Genomic DNA, 16,380 nt, shown 5'->3' on the forward strand with positions numbered 1-16,380 from the left:
CTAAAAAGTCAAAAAAGCCAAGCGTTCAGCTTGGCTTTTTATTCTCTAATGTCTACTCCGCCTAATACCAATGCACTTGTATTGTTTTTAACTTCTTGGATGAACTTGTCCCTAATAGGATTTGGTCTTTCGATGTCCCACAATAGCCCTACATCCCATTTCACATTTAACCCAGATAAAGGAATAAATCGGATTTGTGCCTGACTAATACGTGCAGCACTTGCCGGAACAATAGCGTATCCGAGGCGGGCTGAAACCAGAGCAAGCAGGGTAAGAATATGATCGGTTTCTTGCACTAGATGTGGCTTTTGTTGTACCTCAAGAAAGTACGTGTCAATTTGTCTGTTTATTGTCGGATTTTTGCTGCGGCTTAGGCCCAGATAATTCAATTGTTGGAGCGAAGACCATAAATTTTGTTCGTCAATAATGTCACTACAATTTACTGCAATAGCTAATTGATCAGAAAATAAAGGGAATGAAGCCAGTGGCGATTCTATAGGAAGTCTATCAAAGCCAAGTTGTATATTACCTGACAATAATTCATCGATTTGGTTGTGTGAGGGCATATCGTTGAGCGTTACATGCACATCAGGGCACAGTTGTTTAAACATGGCGATATACCTTGGCGCTTCATGGTAGGTGGAAATACCAAAAGCGATGTCTAAATGCCCATAAGTTCCTTCCGCGACGAAATTAGATAGCGTTTGAAACGATTCGAAATTTCTAATCATTCGCCAAGCCTCAGGTAACAATATTTGCCCGACTTGTGTTAGTTCTGCACCGTGACGACCTCGCTCGAACAGTACAACTTTTAATTGTTTTTCCAATCTCTTTATTTTTTTTGTTAGCGCAGATTGCGTAACACAAAGGTGTTCTGATGCGACACGATAGTTTCTATCGTGGGCTAGCTGACAAAAAGCGTGAAGTTGATCTATATCCATTCTTCTAAGGACTTAAAAGGGGAATTTTTATCATTATACGTAATGAATGATCATTTTTATACTTATCTCGTGGACTTACCTTCTTGGTCTCACTTTTACGAAACGACGGATGGATTTCGCTATATGTTGAATGAATACAGTATCCAAGCACTCGGCTTTTTAGCATTTGGTATTAACCTCTTCGCTGTATCAACGGTAAGCGACAATCGAATGCGAGCATTAATATGCTTATCATGTCTTACTTTTTCTGTGCATTACACTTTGATGGGGGCATTTGTTGCAGGGTTAAATCTGTTTGTGAACTCTATTCGAGCGTTCGTGTCCTTGAAGTTTAAAGGAGTAAAATTATTTTTTATATTCCTTGTGATTCAAATATCTATGAGTGTTTATTTCTACACAGAACCTAGGGACATACTCCCCGCCGTCGCTTCCTCGCTCAGTTGTTATGCGTTGTTTTGCGCAGAAGGTATGCGAATGAGGATTGCATTCTTGTTCTGCACCCTTTTGTGGATGATAAATGCATTTATTGTGGGTTCATATGGTGGGTTATTGAATGATATTTTTAATGCGATGGTATTGTGCATTACTATTATTAGGTTGTACCGTAGTCGCGAATTACAGGCATCGCGATAATGTTTTTAGAGTTTGAAAAACCATCAATATCATCAATAACAAAGTCTCCGAAAATGATATTTTAGCATTCATATTGATGAATAGGAGCTAGAGTTATCTAGCTCCGCATGCGTATTCACTTCAAAGGTTAAGGGATGAGTAATACCTTGACGGATTCCGGACTAGACGCTACTTCAAATGCTTTTTCCCAATCAGTTATTGAGTACTCGTGAGTAACAATACCGTCAGCTGTAATGAGGCCTCTTTGGAAAAGGTTGATGACAGTTTCGTAACAGTTCGGGCCCAAATGAGCACCACGAATATCTAATTCTTTTCTATCACCGATGATAGACCAATCTGCCGTGGTTTCTTTACCAAACACACTAAATTCAACGAAACGACCTAACTTTCTAATCATATCTAGGCCTTGGGTTACCCCGGCAGGGACGCCCGTCGCTTCAATGTATATATCACAACCATAACCTTCAGTAAGCGATTTTACTTTCGCTACCGCATCTTCTTTCATGGGATTAATAACTAAATCTGCACCATAAGATTTTGATAGCGCCAATCTATCATCTAAAGTATCTATAACTATCAGTGTCTTAGGTGTTTTTAGTTTTGCAGCTTGAACCATACCAAGTCCTAATGGGCCAGCACCAGCAATGACAACTACGTCATTAAAGCCAATTTCCGCTCTATTAACAGTATGAATAGAGCATGCCATCGGCTCTATTATTGCCGCTTCAGCAAGACTAATGGAATTGGGGATCTTATGAACTCTGGAATTCTTCTTGAATAGCATGTACTCAGCCATACCACCATCAGCGATTTTACTTTGAAAGCCATACATATCATGCGGCTCACACATCCAGTACTGACCTGATTTACAGAAACGACATTTTCCACAAGGAAGTATTTGTTCGGCGATAACTCTGTCTCCGATTACAACATCAAACGCTTCGCCAGCTCCTTCACCCATTTCGATCACAGTACCGAAAAACTCATGACCAGGTACAACGGGTGTTTTCACCCAAGGGTTGTCCCCCCAAAACATCTCAGCGCCAGAGTGGCACTTGACATCACTAGCACAAATGCCACATGCCCCCACTTTTATTAGCAACTCCCCTTTCTGAGGTCTTGGTATGAGTGTTGATTCAAGACGATAATCAGTAGGGCCATGGTTGATAATTGCAGTCATCACTTCAGGTATTGAGTTTTTCATATTTAGACCTTGTATGTTAACGTTGTCATTTAAAGTTGATATTTATTTTCCTATACAAATAAATCACGCAATAATTGAGAAATACGAGTGTAGTGTGTACTCCAATGTGATTTAGTCATCTTATATCAATAGACAACCTTGCAATGTTAACGTCAACATAATTTGTGATATTTTTATGTATCCGTGATCTGCTTAACAAATAGGCATTACGTTTAAGATGATTTTATAAATGGACTGGGTTAAAAAATGGATCTACATAGAATAAAACATCAGTCCTCATAAATTAATCATACTCTTTTAATGTGCTATCGATATAAACTCGTCGAGTTGAAACTGTTCCGTTGATAGTATCAAATATTAGTTTTCCCACAGCTTCCGCCCAGTCGAGTGGGTGATTAGATATGCATGGTATTTTAGTGCCATATACGTCAGCATATGGCATGTCATCTATGGAAAATACAAAAACCTCTTTTTTGCCTAGTTCTTGTAATGATTTCAATATTGCCATACTGATCATTCCGTTGATTCCCACAATACAATCAGGCATGTTCGTAAGTGATTGTATTGCTTTGTATATTGTTGGATAAGCCTCGTCGTAAGAGTAATCACTATTTATTATACTGATGTGTTCGTTCTCTATCCTAAGTCCACCAAGTAAACCACTTATTCTGTCTTGAGTTATCTCTGATTCGTTTGGTCCACCAATGATTAGGAAGCTTGAATGATTTTTTTTGGCTAGAAATTTCCCAGATCTAACGCCAATCTCAATATTATTCAAAAACACGCCTGGTAAGTTTGAACCTGGAATATCTCTATCGAATAGGACTATTGGGATTTGATAAGTATTGGCAAGTTCAAGGTATTCAGGAGTATATCCTTCCTTATCGAGCACAACAGACAAAAGAATAGCACTCGCTTTATGGCTGAAAAGTGTGTTTATGGCGCGACTTTCTACTTCTTCTGATCCATTAGTTTCGAAAATCATAACCGTATAGCCTTTCTTATCAGCCATTAGACTCAATTTCTTGAGAATGATTGAATAGACAGGATTAAACGTACTATTAGTAACCACTCCGATAATTTTGCTTTGATTGTTTTTTAAGTTTCTGGCAAAAGCATTTGGTACATAATTGAGCTGCTTGGCGATACTCAATATTTTTTCTCGAGTTTCAGGTTTAACCTGTTCTGGTTTATTAAATGCTCTTGATACGGTGATATTAGTTACATTAGCCATGTTGGCTATATCAACTATCGTTACATTTCTCTTATTTTTCATTGCGTTATGTTCGCCTTCGAGTTTGTGGATATGCGCAATAGTTCTCTACCTGGATAATTGCCAAAGAAATGGTTCTAGTAAATTTGGTCGACTCAATAGAGAGGTTACAGTATTTTATGAGCTACAGCACATTGTACAAATTGCAAGCACAACTTAGCTCACACTTTTCATATTATGACCAAGAATTCAATACATATATACTATATGTTGACGTTGTCATTGAGTCGTTTGATGATTTTTAATTAAAACTAAAATAGTTAAATAAGCAATCATTTATAAAATAATGATGACGTTAACATTTAATCAAACAATAACAAGGAATAATGCATGTCTCTTAAAAAGAAATTTTCTATAGGTATTGCCATTGCTTCAGCTCTTTGCATGGGATCTAGCTTCACAGCCCAAGCAAAAGACACTTTGAATATCGGAATGTCATTCCAAGAGATGAACAATGAATATTTTGTTGTAATGAAGCAATCTCTTGAAGCCGCTGCTGCCGATATTGGAGCCAATCTAATTATTACAGATGCACGTCACGATGTTTCAAAGCAAATTAGTGATGTTGAAGATATGCTCCAAAAAGATATTGATATATTGCTGCTTAATCCAACTGATTCCGTTGGTGTTCAATCTGCCGTAATGTCTGCAAAGGAAGCAGGCGTAGTAGTCATTGCAATAGATGCACAAGCGGAGGGGCCGCTAGATTCATTCGTTGGTTCAAAAAATTACGATGCTGGTTATAAAGCAGGTATGTACTTAGGAGAGAATCTTGGTGGTAAAGGTTCAGTGGCCATTCTTGATGGAATTCCCGTCGTGCCAATTCTTGAAAGAGTACGTGGTTTTGAAGCTGCAATGGTTAAATTCCCAGGGATTGAAATAGTTGACAAACAAAACGGTCATCAAGAGCGTTCTAAAGCTTTGAATGTAACAGAAAACATGCTCCAGGCTCACCCTAATCTAAGTGGTATATTCAGTGTGAACGATGTAGGCGCGATGGGGTCTTTAGCTGCTATCGAAGCATCTGGTACCGATGTTAAATTAGTTTCAGTTGATGGTGCTCCAGAAGCAATCGAAGCTATCTTAAAGCCAAACTCCCCATTTATTGCTACTTCGGCTCAGTTCCCTCGTGACCAAATTCGTCTTGGTTTAGGCATTGGTCTAGCAAAACATTGGGGTGCAGAGGTTCCTAAAGTAGTACCTGTTGACGTGAAATTAATACAAAGAAGTAATGCAGAAGGCTTTAGTTGGTAAGAATGTAATTTTGCTCTCTATATGGAGAGCAACATTTATATAGTGGAGAAGTGCCCAATGAGTTCATTACTTGAACTACGAGAAATAAGCAAAAATTTCCCCGGAGTTAAAGCTCTAAGTAATATAAACATATCTCTAAATAAAGGTGAGATACACGCTGTTTTAGGCGAAAACGGTGCGGGCAAGTCAACGTTAATGAAAGTACTCTGTGGAATCTATTCTAATGATGAAGGGAAAATTGTCATTGATGGGATAGAACGCAATTTCCCTACATATAACGACGCCATAGATGCCGGAATAGGTATCATTTTTCAAGAGTTCTCTTTGATTCCCTACCTCAACGCTGTAGATAATATATTTTTGAATCGTGAATTAACCAATCGTTTTGGGCTTTTGAATCGAAACGTAATGAATGCGGAAGCAAAAACTATTTTCGAGACGTTAAAAATTGATATTGATTTAAGTATACCTATAGACCAACTTAGTGTGGCCGAACAACAATTTGTTGAGATAGCGAAAGCGTTATCTTTAAATGCAAAAATATTGGTTCTTGATGAACCAACAGCGACATTAACACCAACTGAAGCAACACACCTGTTCACTATTATGAGTGACCTGAAAAAGCGGGGTGTTGGCATGTTTTTTATTTCACATCACTTAGAAGAGATTTTTGAAATTTGTGACACTATTTCAGTACTGCGGGATGGAGAATATATAGCGACAACCCCGGTAAAAGATACCGATGTAGACAAATTGGTTGAGATGATGGTTGGCCGTAAGCTAGACAACGCATTCCCAGAAAAAATAAGTCATATAAATCATTCAAATATTGTGCTTGATGTTCCAGAAATACAGATCGACAAAGATGCTCCAGTAAATGGTTTTCAATTGCATGAGGGTGAAATTTTAGGTTTTTCAGGTCTTGTTGGCTCTGGTAGAAGTGAATTGGTTAGATCCCTAATCGGCGCTGATGCTCCAGTTAAGAAAAAGATTAAGCTCAATGGACAACAACTAACGCTAAATACTCCGGCAGCAGCACTAAAGGTCGGAATAGGTTTACTACCCGAAAGTAGGAAAACTGAGGGCTTGATTCTACCTTTCAGCATTATGGATAATATTCTACTCAATAACCATGAGAATGAAATGTATGCTGGAATACTCGTTGATAGAAACAAAGAACGTAAAGTTGCGTGTGATTTGATTGAAAAGGTTCGAATAAAAGCACCACACGAAGAAACCATTGTGACAAACCTTAGTGGTGGTAACCAACAAAAGGTGGTTATAGCTCGTTGGCTGAATAATACATGTAAGATTCTTATTTTTGATGAACCAACACGTGGAATAGACGTTGGCGCAAAGTTTGAGATTTACGAGCTAATGAAGAAATTAACTGAGCAAGGTATTTCTATCATTATGATTTCCTCAGAATTGCCAGAAATTATAGGTGTTTGTGACCGAGTTTTGGTCTTCAATCAAGGCGCGATTGTTGCTTCGCTTGAAGGTAGTGAAATCGAATCAAATACTATTATGTTACACGCAACAGGACAAGCGACATGAATACAATCACAAATACAGACACAGCACCAGATAACAAACTATCGCTTTTCAAAAAGAAATTGACAAAGTGGAGTCATCACCCAGTTTTTTATCCATTAGTAGGTTTCTTAGCTGTATTCACTATTATGGTTATATTTAACGATAACTTTTTGACTTCTAATAACCTTAGTAATGTAGCTCGACAAGTATCCATAAATGCAATTTTGGCAGTCGGTATGACTTGCGCCATCCTTTTAGGTGGTATCGATTTGTCAGTTGGCCCAGTAATGGCACTATCCGGTACAGCGGCTGCAGGAATGATGGCTGCTGGTTTTGATCCTGCAATGGCAATTCCCGCTGGGATGTTAATTGGTGTCTTGTTCGGCGCCGCTAACGGCTTCATGATTGCTTACGCAAAAATGCCTGCATTTATCGTGACATTGGCTTCGTTAGGTATTGCTCGTGGTATCGGTCTAATTTACACCGGAGGATACCCGGTTTCTGGTTTGCCACAGAGCTTCTCTTTTTGGGGGCGTGGAGATGTTTTTGGACTACAAACACCTATTTTAGTGATGCTCGTTGTTTATGCGATTGCATATGTCATTTTGAACCATACTCCTTTTGGCCGTTACGTATATGCTATCGGTGGTAATGAAGAAGCATCTCGTCTTAGCGGCGTAAGAGTTCCGTTAGTCATTTTGACTGTTTACACCATTAGTGGACTCACTGCTTCGATCGCTGGAATTATATTAACCTCTCGCCTAATGAGCGGACAACCAAATGCGGGTGTTGGCTTTGAGTTAGACGCTATCGCAGCGGTAGTTATTGGTGGTACCGCGATGAGCGGAGGGAAAGGGGCAATCATAGGTACACTTATCGGTGCAATGCTTCTGGGTGTTCTGAATAATGGTCTGAATTTGGGTGGTGTATCCCCTTATGTTCAAAACGTGATTAAAGGCGTCATTATTCTTGTTGCAATCTATATCGGGACGAGCAAGCGTAAGAAATAACCAATCAGTAACCCCAACGCTTTAACCTACTTTTTACTCCATTGATTAGAAACCGCCCCATTCTGGGTCGGTTTAGGGAGATTATTAATGAGCTATTTTATTGGTGTCGATATTGGCGGAACAGTGACTAAAGCCGGCCTATACGATGAAAAAGGTCGAGAGATCCATATCGCAGAAAAAAATTCTGAAGTACTCAGAGATGCTCCAGGAGTTACTGAACGAGACATGAATGAACTGTGGACAACGGTTTGTGAATTAATATCTAGTTGCAGTCGGTTTTCTTCGAATAAACCAATCGAAGGCATTTCATTTTCATCTCATGGTAAAGGGTTGTATGCCATCGACAAGCAAGGGAACCCTGTTCGAAGAGGCATTATATCTTCAGATACTCGAGCTGAATCTTTAGTTTTACGTTGGCAGCAAGATGGACTCGTTAAAAAGGCATATGAACGTGGTCTACAGCAGCTATGGACAGCACATCCGGTTACGTTGATGGCATGGCTAAAAGAAAATGAGCCGCAAAACTATGAAAGTGTAGATAGTATTCTTATGGTACATGACTATATTCGGTTTTGTTTGACCGGAGAAGTGAATGCAGAAATTACCAATATTTCTGGCAGTAATATGTACAACGTACGCAAAGGATGTTATGACCCCACACTTTTGGCGGATTTTGGTGTCGGTGAATGTATAGATAAGACTGCCCCGACGATTGGATCTGTAGAATTAGCAGGAACAATTACTCAGACAGCAGCAAAGCGAACGGGTCTAAAAGTTGGCACGCCTGTATATGGCGGTCTGTTTGATGTCGTTGCCGCTTCGTTAGCTTCGTGTATAGAAGATGAAAGTACGATTAGTGCAGTCGCAGGTACATGGTCAATTACGACGGCTATAACTAATGAAATTTCGACCCATGAGCATCCATATATTTGGGGGAACTATTGTATTCCTGGTAAATATTTTGTTCATGAAGGTTCACCTACTTCAGCATCAAATTTGGCATGGTTCAAAGACCAGTTTTTTCCTGGTACCGATTGGCATGAATTTAACCAATGGGTAGCGTCAAAAGCAGATCATACAGATGACCTATTTTTCTTCCCATATCTTTACGGTTCCAACTACAAATTAGGCATGCCTGGTTCTTTGATTGGCCTTAAAGGGCATCATACAAAAAAAGACATAATAAGAGCGATTTATGAAGGTGTGGTTTTTGCGCATCTAAATCATCAGGATAAAATAATACAGCTCAACAAAGATGTTAAAACGATTCGGTTTACGGGAGGGCCAACCAAGTCTGAACCGTGGATGAAGTTATTTACAGATGCATCAGGATTGCCTGTTGAGGTGGTAAGTACCCAGCAGTCTGGTTGTAGAGCTGCGGCACTATGTGCAGCTGTTGGGGCTGGTGTTTATAAAGATTTTTCAGAAGCCATGCGAGCGACAGCACCGGTAGTTAAAAGATTTGAACCTGACTTAATCAGTCATGACAACTTACGTATCAAACTTGAACGTTTTAACTCCATCAACAAATCATTAGCTGAAATTCTCGTTAACTAGGAATCTGGTCATGTTAGAAAAACTCAAAGAAAAAATATTTGATACCAACATGTTATTACCAAGCCATGATTTGGTTACCTTTACATGGGGTAATGTATCAGGTATTGATCGCAAATCAGGTTTAGTTGTTATAAAACCGTCGGGTGTCAGCTACGAAAAAATGACACCAAGCGACATGGTCATTGTGAACCTGTCTGGGGAGGTGATAATGGGCAACCTAAATCCATCTTCGGACACAGCGACTCATCTAGCCTTATATCGGGAATTTTCGGATATTGGTGGTGTTGTTCATACTCACTCACGAAATGCCACTATTTGGGCGCAAGCTTGTGCCGATATTCCTGCACTGGGAACGACTCACGCTGACTATTTCTATGGTGATATACCTTGTACAAGACCAATGACAGATGAAGAAATTGTAGATGCATACGAAAGTAATACTGGAAAAGTAATTATTGAGACATTAGAAAAGCGATCTCTGTCTGCGCTAGAAATGCCTGGGTGTATTGTGGCATCTCATGGTCCGTTTACGTGGGGGAAAGACCCTGAAGACGCAGTACATAATGCTGTTGTTCTTGAAGAAGTGGCGGCGATGGCATTATGTACATTATCTCTTAACAACCGACAACCTAGTATGAATAAAACTTTGTTGGATAAGCATTATTTAAGAAAACATGGTGCAGATGCCTATTATGGGCAATCCAATTAACTGAGCCAATAAATTAGTTAGATTTGTATATATATTCGGTTTTTCTCTGCAATGAAGGGTATTAGAGGACATTTTTATGACAGAAGTAACGACTAAATTATTTATTTCAGAAGGAAAAGGCATTCTTGGGATCGAACTTGGCTCAACTCGTATAAAGGCCGTACTCATTGGCGATAATCAGCAACCTATAGCCGATGGAAGTTACCTATGGGAAAATAATCTGATAGATGGAAACTGGACCTACAATTTAGACGATGTGTGGAAGGGGATTCAATCGTGCTATAAAAATTTGTATGATAATGTTTATCAACGATATGACGTTAAACTAAGTAAGTTAGCGGGGTTGGGTATCAGTGCGATGATGCATGGTTATCTAGTTTTCGACCGTTCAGATAATCTGTTAACACCATTTCGAACATGGAGAAATAATAATACGTTAGAGGCGTCAGAGAGATTAATGTCTGTGCTTGAGCATCCTATCCCTCAGCGATGGAGTATTGCGCATCTATACCAATCCTTATTAGAGAATCAAGAACATGTTTCTGATATCGATTACATGACGACATTATCGGGTTATGTACATAGAAAATTAACAGGACGCAAAATCTTAGGGATTGGGGATGCGTCTGGTATGTTTCCTATCGATGTTGATAAGGCGAAATTTGATTCGGAGATGATGAGGCGATTCAATGATATTGTAAAAGATGAAGCGCTACCTTGGAACATTGAGCAAATCCTGCCAGAAGTGCTTGTCGCTGGACAAGACGCTGGTTCTCTAACAAAAGTTGGAGCATTGCTACTAGATCCAACGGGTCAATTAAAACATAACTGTCCAATGTGCCCACCAGAAGGTGATGCGGGTACCGGTATGATAGCAACGAATACTATTGCAATGCGTACTGGGAATATCTCAGCAGGTACGTCAATATTCGCTATGGTTGTTCTTGATAAGAAACTTAAAAAAGTACACCCAGAGCTCGATTTGGTCACGACACCTGATGGTAAATTAGTTGCAATGGCTCACTCCAATAATTGCTCATCAAACCTTGATTCTTGGATGAAATTATTCGAAGAAGTCGCGAGCAGCCTAGGTACTAATGTTTCCGCGGATGAACTATATGACACGTTGTTTAGGGAATCACTCAAAGGTGATGATGACTGTGGTGGTTTAATGGTGTATGGCTATCTCTCTGGCGAACATATGACCCATTTCGAAAAAGGTTGCCCGCTTTTCCTAAATCCCTCGGATAGTAAATTTACTTTAGCCAACTTCATGCGGGCAAATCTATTATCTGCGCTTGGTGCTATGAAGATAGGCATTGATATTTTAGTTGAAGAGGAAGGAGTAAAGCTAAACAAAATTTTAGCTCATGGCGGTTTATTTAAGACGAAAGGGGTGGTTCAGCAATTAATGGCTACAGCGCTAAATGTACCTGTAGCAACAGTAGAAAATGCTTCAGATGGAGGCGCTTGGGGTATTGCTTTACTCGCATCCTTCCTAATTGATGAAGAGAAAAATCTTGAATCGTTTTTAACGAACAAAGTATTTTTAAGCAATGACGAATTCATAATTGATATAGACGAAGATGAGTTCGAGGGCGTACAAGAGTTTATGAAGCGTTATAAAGATTGCTTACCCGTAGAACGAGAAGCAGTAAATTGCTTAACATAAATGTTGATTGATTAAACCGTAGTCAGAACGAAGAAAAAGAGACTATAGGTTGGTAGTCGATTAAGCTCGAAGCATGGAACTTGGGGTAAGTACCGAGTGTTAGGTGCTTACTTCATGCTTTTATACCTTAGTGGTGCTTATTGTGAAATGAAAAGTCTAATACTGCTCGTGACACAACAGCATTGTCGGACTTTACAGACGAAGACAGGCTAATATATAAGCGCGTCTTCGCTCTAATTTGAGGGTTACTATTTGCTGTTATACAGAGACGAATCTATTTTTATCACGACTTTATGTATAGGTTGTCCCCCTGACTTAGACACCATTGGGCGGTGCCATTCTCCTGGATAAAAAACGACAAACTCCCCTTCATTAAGTGTTACGGACTGTTCGTTATTTACGCTTTCGACAAATTCCACGTCATTGTCAAACTCTTTCCCGTCCATAAAAGCACTCGTAGCTGGCTTTATTGCATAGGTAAGCGTTTCTTGTCCTGCGAGTACCAAATGTACATCGATATATGATCGATGTATTTCGATCTGTGAATCTTCTAGTGCCCTATCGTTATCTTGTACCTTAACAACAAAAAAACGGTCCTCATCGATTTTGGTCACACCGAGTTCTAGGCTTGATAGTTCGAGCTTTAATGCACGAGAAATAAATTGATGAATGAGGCTATTGTTGTCTAATGAATGTATGTCAGAGCAGTGCATAGTAAACCTTTTATATAAGATAAATATTAATTATATAGCTGGGAAAAACTCTAGAATCTTTCCATTATTAACTAAATAACAGTCCATTCCTGCGGCAATCGCAGCTTGTTTGCCTATCTTTGTATCTTCAAAGACAACACACTGATTTGCAGGTGTGTTGAGTTGTTGAGCGACGGAGAGAAAAGTGTCAGGAGAGGGTTTGTGGTTAACCACTTCATCAGAGGTAACTAATACTTCTACCATGGTTAGAATATCCGTCGTATCCAAGATTTCTTGGGCATGTTTGCGTTGTGCGCCTGTGCCTATTCCAATTTTTTTCGTGAGGTGATTATCTTTTAGTATTTGATAAATCCCGGGAATAGTATCGCCTTTAAACGCAATAGATTCGAAGTTGGAAATTTTATCCTGGGTGATCAAATCTGCGTTTAGTTCCAAATTGTAACGATTAATAATTTCAATCGTTACTTTTCTGGTTGGCATCCCCCCGAGTTGATTTAACCACTCTTTCTCATAAGGGATATCAAACGTTGTACACGTTTTTTCCCAAGCAGCAGCGTGCGCTATCATTGAGTTAATTAAGGTTCCATCTAAGTCAAAGATAATGCATTTATATTTGTCTAAATTCATATAAATAATTTTAATACGTGTGCGATGGCGGGAAGTGTACATTTTTTATGCGTCATTTTGCCACCTAATATTTCTGAAAAGAAACCATTTCTCTTTTCTATCTACCTAACGACTCTCGTCAATCATGCTCTCTCATTTAAGTATTTTTAGCCAAACGGTTATCGTGAATATACTGACAAGAAAATAATTTTACAGTTTGTTAACAAATGAATTATTCAGTGATCCTCGTCTAATAATCATCAAATCAACTTAACCTTACATTTAAATATCGAACTTAGATCTCATTCTTTGGCTTTTCTGTTTGTTTGTTTAAAAATCAGTAACTTAGATTTTACAGTGTGTCATTCGTCATAAAATTCCACTGACAATAGTGACAAAATTCGGAATCTGAACCATTATATATTCCGCATTACGGAATTTATCGGAGTAAAAATTATGCCATTGGTAACAACTGAGAAGCTTCAAGAAGAATATGAAAGAATTTTATTAGCTCGCGATATGAAGCCTGAAATGGCAACAAAGCTTGCTGCAGGTTTTGTCGAGATGGCAAACGAAGGTACTTACTCTCACGGTATTAACCGTTTCCCTGTATTTATAGATCAGGTAGATAAAGGCCAAATTAAATTAAATGAAGTACCTGAGTGTGTGAACAGTATGGGTGCTTTAGAGCAGTGGGACTGTAATTTCGGACCGGGTGTTTTAAACGGCCTTATTTGTTCAGAAAGAGCGATGGAACTTGCACGTGAATTCGGTATTGGTATGGTCGGAATGCGTAATTCTAACCATTGGATGCGTGGTGGTGCATATGTTCTAAAAATGGCTCGCGAAGGTTTTGCAGGTATTGCTTCAACCAACTCAATAGCAGTAATGCCAGCATGGGGTGGTAAAGACCACCGCGTAGGTTCAAACCCATTAATTATGGCTATCGCCGGTGATCCACCTGTTCTTGTGGATTGCTCAATGAGTCAGTATTCGTATGGTCAGCTGCAAAATTATGTATTAGCAGACAAGCAGTTACCAGTAGTTGGCGGTTTTGACGACAATGGTGAATTGACAACCGATCCTCATGTTTTGTGGGAAAATAAGCGTTTGCTACCAATGGGATTCTGGAAAGGATCGTCTATGGCAATCGTACTGGATATGATGTTGACGGCGATTACTGGCGGTAACTCGGTTCCGGCTTTAACGGAAGATATGGGCGGAGAATTTGGTGTTTCTCAATTTTTGATCGCTATCGACCTGAGTAGAACCATGGACAAAGGCCAATATGCTCAAGAGATGAAACGTATTAGAGATTATGTATTAGCTTCTGAGCCTGCAGAAACAGGTTCAGTAATGATTGCTGGTTCTGAGATTCAAAGTTTCATTGATAAGCATGAACAAGCGGGTGGCATAGAAATACATGATGAGATTTGGAATCAAATTACGTCATTGTAATTTAAGCGAAGTAGGAGAACTTTATGCAAAATAATATGCTAAAAGTATTTATGTGGATCTGGAAAAGCATCGATATTTTGATGGCTGTCATTTTGGCATTCATGGTCGTACTTGTGTTTGTTAATGTGGTATTGCGCTATGGATTTTCTTCTGGTCTACGTCCTTCTGTCGAACTCTCTCGATTAGGGTTGGTTTGGGTAGTAATGCTTGGTGCTGCAGTCGTGTTGCGCCGAGGGGATCACTTAGCTGTTGCTGAGTTTTCTGAAAAATTACTTCCTAGAGCCGTCCCATTTTTAAGACGTATATGTTGGGTAATTATTACCGTATCGGTCGGCATGCTCTACATCGGTTCTTATCGACAAATGATGTCGAACTGGTCTGATATTTCACCATTAACGGGTCTTCCGTCATCATTATTTTATATGGCTGGTGTCGTGTCGGGGCTATTGATGGGAGTGATTGCGGTGGTTCGTATTATTAACCCAAATTGGCTACTAGATAACGTAGACATGGAGAAACAGTAATGACTCTCGCGATATTCTTATCGGTATTAATTATTTCAATCCTGTTAGGGCTACCTGTGGCATTTGCGCTGCTGTTGTCTTCAATGGCTTTGATGCTGCATATGGATTTCTTTAGTGCCGATATTCTTGCGCAATCTTTAATCAATGGTGTGGACAGCTTTACGCTCTTGGCCATTCCATTCTTCCTGATTGCTGGTGAGGTGATGTCATCTGGTGGACTGTCTACCCGTATCGTTCGCTTAGCCACAACCTATGTTGGGCACCGTCAAGGCGGCCTTGGATATGTTGCCATATTGACATCGGTACTCTTGGCTGGATTGTCTGGGTCTGCCGTTGCAGATGCTGCGGCGTTAGTTAGTATTCTTTATCCAATGATGAAGGCGGCTAAATACCCAGAAGCATCGTCAATGGGTCTGCTGGCATCCGGCGGTATTATCGCTCCGGTTATTCCACCTTCAATTCCATTGATTTTGGTTGGTGTCGCGGGTGGTATCTCTATCAAAAACTTGTTCCTTGGCGGGATTGTTCCTGGCTTGCTAATGGGCATGACGTTGATGTTCGTATGGAGAATGACCGTTCGTAAAGAGAATTTGGAAGTCTCAGAACGTGCAACGAAGGCAGAGAAACGTGCTGCGCTTAAAGATGGCATTTGGGCATTGTTTTTACCCGTTATCATCATTTTCGGTATTCGTCTTGGCATCTTTACGCCGACGGAAGCTGCGGTTGTTGCGGCGGTATACGCTATCGTTATATCTACGTTTATTTATCGTGAGCTTACATTAAAAAGTTTCTACAAAATCTTATTGAATGCTGGCCGCTCTACCGCGATGGTTATGTTCCTCGTTGGTTGTGCAATGGTGGCGGCTTGGTTGATTACGGTTGCTCAACTTCCTCAGCAATTAGCCGAGATGTTAGGGCCACTGGTTGACAGTCCACGCTTGTTGATGGCCGTCATCATGTTATTGGTGTTATGCGTCGGCATGGTTATGGATTTGAGTCCAACAATCTTAATCTTAGTTCCGCTGTTAATGCCGATTGTCAAAATGGCAGGTATCGACCCAACGTATTTCGGTCTGATGTTTGTTATCAATTGTTCGATTGGTTTAATTACGCCTCCAGTAGGCACTGTTCTTAACGTGGTATGCGGCGTCGCTCGTGTACCTATGTCTACAGCAGTAAAAGGTGTTTTACCGTTTATTGCTGCATATATGATGCTTTTAACACTGTTTGTAATATTCCCAAGCATTATTACTGTGCCAATGTCTTTTGTCATTGGTTAACCCTCTAAGG

At 39.8% G+C, this 16,380-nt stretch carries 15 protein-coding genes; 10 read left to right on the forward strand and 5 right to left on the reverse strand.

The window, feature by feature from the left end; all coding sequences use genetic code 11:
- Positions 1-38: 38 nt before the first annotated feature.
- Positions 39-941, reverse strand: coding sequence for a LysR family transcriptional regulator (locus tag IUZ65_RS00310; RefSeq protein WP_195704798.1), 903 nt, complete (start codon positions 939-941; stop codon positions 39-41).
- Between the two features lie 123 nt (positions 942-1,064).
- Here IUZ65_RS00310 and IUZ65_RS00315 point away from each other — a divergent pair, with 123 nt between their 5' ends.
- Positions 1,065-1,574: a YgjV family protein gene (locus IUZ65_RS00315; protein ID WP_229638077.1), complete on the forward strand. Its 510-nt coding sequence runs from the start codon at positions 1,065-1,067 to the stop codon at positions 1,572-1,574.
- Positions 1,575-1,701: 127 nt separating this feature from the next.
- On the opposite strand, the gene IUZ65_RS00320 is transcribed toward IUZ65_RS00315, so the two are convergent.
- Positions 1,702-2,778, reverse strand: a complete 1,077-nt coding sequence (locus IUZ65_RS00320; RefSeq protein WP_195704799.1) for an alcohol dehydrogenase catalytic domain-containing protein — start codon at positions 2,776-2,778, stop codon at positions 1,702-1,704.
- Positions 2,779-3,061: 283 nt separating this feature from the next.
- Positions 3,062-4,054: a LacI family DNA-binding transcriptional regulator gene (locus IUZ65_RS00325; RefSeq protein ID WP_195704800.1), complete on the reverse strand. Its 993-nt coding sequence runs from the start codon at positions 4,052-4,054 to the stop codon at positions 3,062-3,064.
- A gap of 327 nt (positions 4,055-4,381) precedes the next feature.
- Between IUZ65_RS00325 and IUZ65_RS00330 the strand changes: the two genes are divergently transcribed.
- From IUZ65_RS00330 to IUZ65_RS00355, 6 genes are all read left to right on the forward strand, one after another.
- The gene (locus IUZ65_RS00330; protein ID WP_195704801.1) at positions 4,382-5,305 is read left to right on the forward strand and encodes an ABC transporter substrate-binding protein; all 924 of its coding nucleotides are present in this window, start codon (positions 4,382-4,384) and stop codon (positions 5,303-5,305) included.
- A gap of 57 nt (positions 5,306-5,362) precedes the next feature.
- Positions 5,363-6,862: a sugar ABC transporter ATP-binding protein gene (locus IUZ65_RS00335; RefSeq protein ID WP_195704802.1), complete on the forward strand. Its 1,500-nt coding sequence runs from the start codon at positions 5,363-5,365 to the stop codon at positions 6,860-6,862.
- The gene (locus IUZ65_RS00340) at positions 6,859-7,851 is read left to right on the forward strand and encodes an ABC transporter permease (RefSeq protein ID WP_195704803.1); all 993 of its coding nucleotides are present in this window, start codon (positions 6,859-6,861) and stop codon (positions 7,849-7,851) included. The genes IUZ65_RS00335 and IUZ65_RS00340 overlap by 4 nt, the downstream gene beginning before the upstream one ends.
- A gap of 87 nt (positions 7,852-7,938) precedes the next feature.
- Entirely contained in the window at positions 7,939-9,408 is a 1,470-nt protein-coding gene (locus tag IUZ65_RS00345) for an FGGY-family carbohydrate kinase (protein WP_195704804.1), read from the forward strand.
- A gap of 10 nt (positions 9,409-9,418) precedes the next feature.
- Complete coding sequence (locus tag IUZ65_RS00350; RefSeq protein ID WP_195704805.1) at positions 9,419-10,117, forward strand: L-ribulose-5-phosphate 4-epimerase; 699 nt, start codon at positions 9,419-9,421, stop codon at positions 10,115-10,117.
- A 76-nt stretch (positions 10,118-10,193) separates the two neighbouring features.
- Entirely contained in the window at positions 10,194-11,789 is a 1,596-nt protein-coding gene (locus IUZ65_RS00355) for a xylulokinase (RefSeq protein WP_195704806.1), read from the forward strand.
- 248 nt (positions 11,790-12,037) lie between these two features.
- Here the strand turns inward: IUZ65_RS00355 and IUZ65_RS00360 are convergent, their stop codons facing one another.
- Complete coding sequence (locus IUZ65_RS00360) at positions 12,038-12,502, reverse strand: YhcH/YjgK/YiaL family protein (protein WP_195704807.1); 465 nt, start codon at positions 12,500-12,502, stop codon at positions 12,038-12,040.
- Between the two features lie 30 nt (positions 12,503-12,532).
- The gene (locus IUZ65_RS00365) at positions 12,533-13,129 is read right to left on the reverse strand and encodes a beta-phosphoglucomutase family hydrolase (RefSeq protein ID WP_195704808.1); all 597 of its coding nucleotides are present in this window, start codon (positions 13,127-13,129) and stop codon (positions 12,533-12,535) included.
- 435 nt (positions 13,130-13,564) lie between these two features.
- Between IUZ65_RS00365 and yiaK the strand changes: the two genes are divergently transcribed.
- The 3 genes from yiaK to IUZ65_RS00380 are packed head-to-tail and all read left to right on the forward strand — an operon-like array spanning position 13,565 to position 16,370.
- A complete protein-coding gene (gene yiaK, locus IUZ65_RS00370; protein ID WP_195704809.1) occupies positions 13,565-14,566 on the forward strand; it encodes a 3-dehydro-L-gulonate 2-dehydrogenase in 1,002 nt (333 codons plus the stop codon).
- A gap of 23 nt (positions 14,567-14,589) precedes the next feature.
- A complete protein-coding gene (locus IUZ65_RS00375) occupies positions 14,590-15,090 on the forward strand; it encodes a TRAP transporter small permease (RefSeq protein ID WP_229638079.1) in 501 nt (166 codons plus the stop codon).
- Entirely contained in the window at positions 15,090-16,370 is a 1,281-nt protein-coding gene (locus IUZ65_RS00380) for a TRAP transporter large permease subunit (RefSeq protein WP_195704810.1), read from the forward strand. The genes IUZ65_RS00375 and IUZ65_RS00380 overlap by 1 nt, the downstream gene beginning before the upstream one ends.
- Positions 16,371-16,380 lie beyond the last annotated feature (10 nt).

The organism is Vibrio sp. VB16, assembly GCF_015594925.2.
In the GTDB taxonomy this organism is placed as follows: domain Bacteria; phylum Pseudomonadota; class Gammaproteobacteria; order Enterobacterales; family Vibrionaceae; genus Vibrio.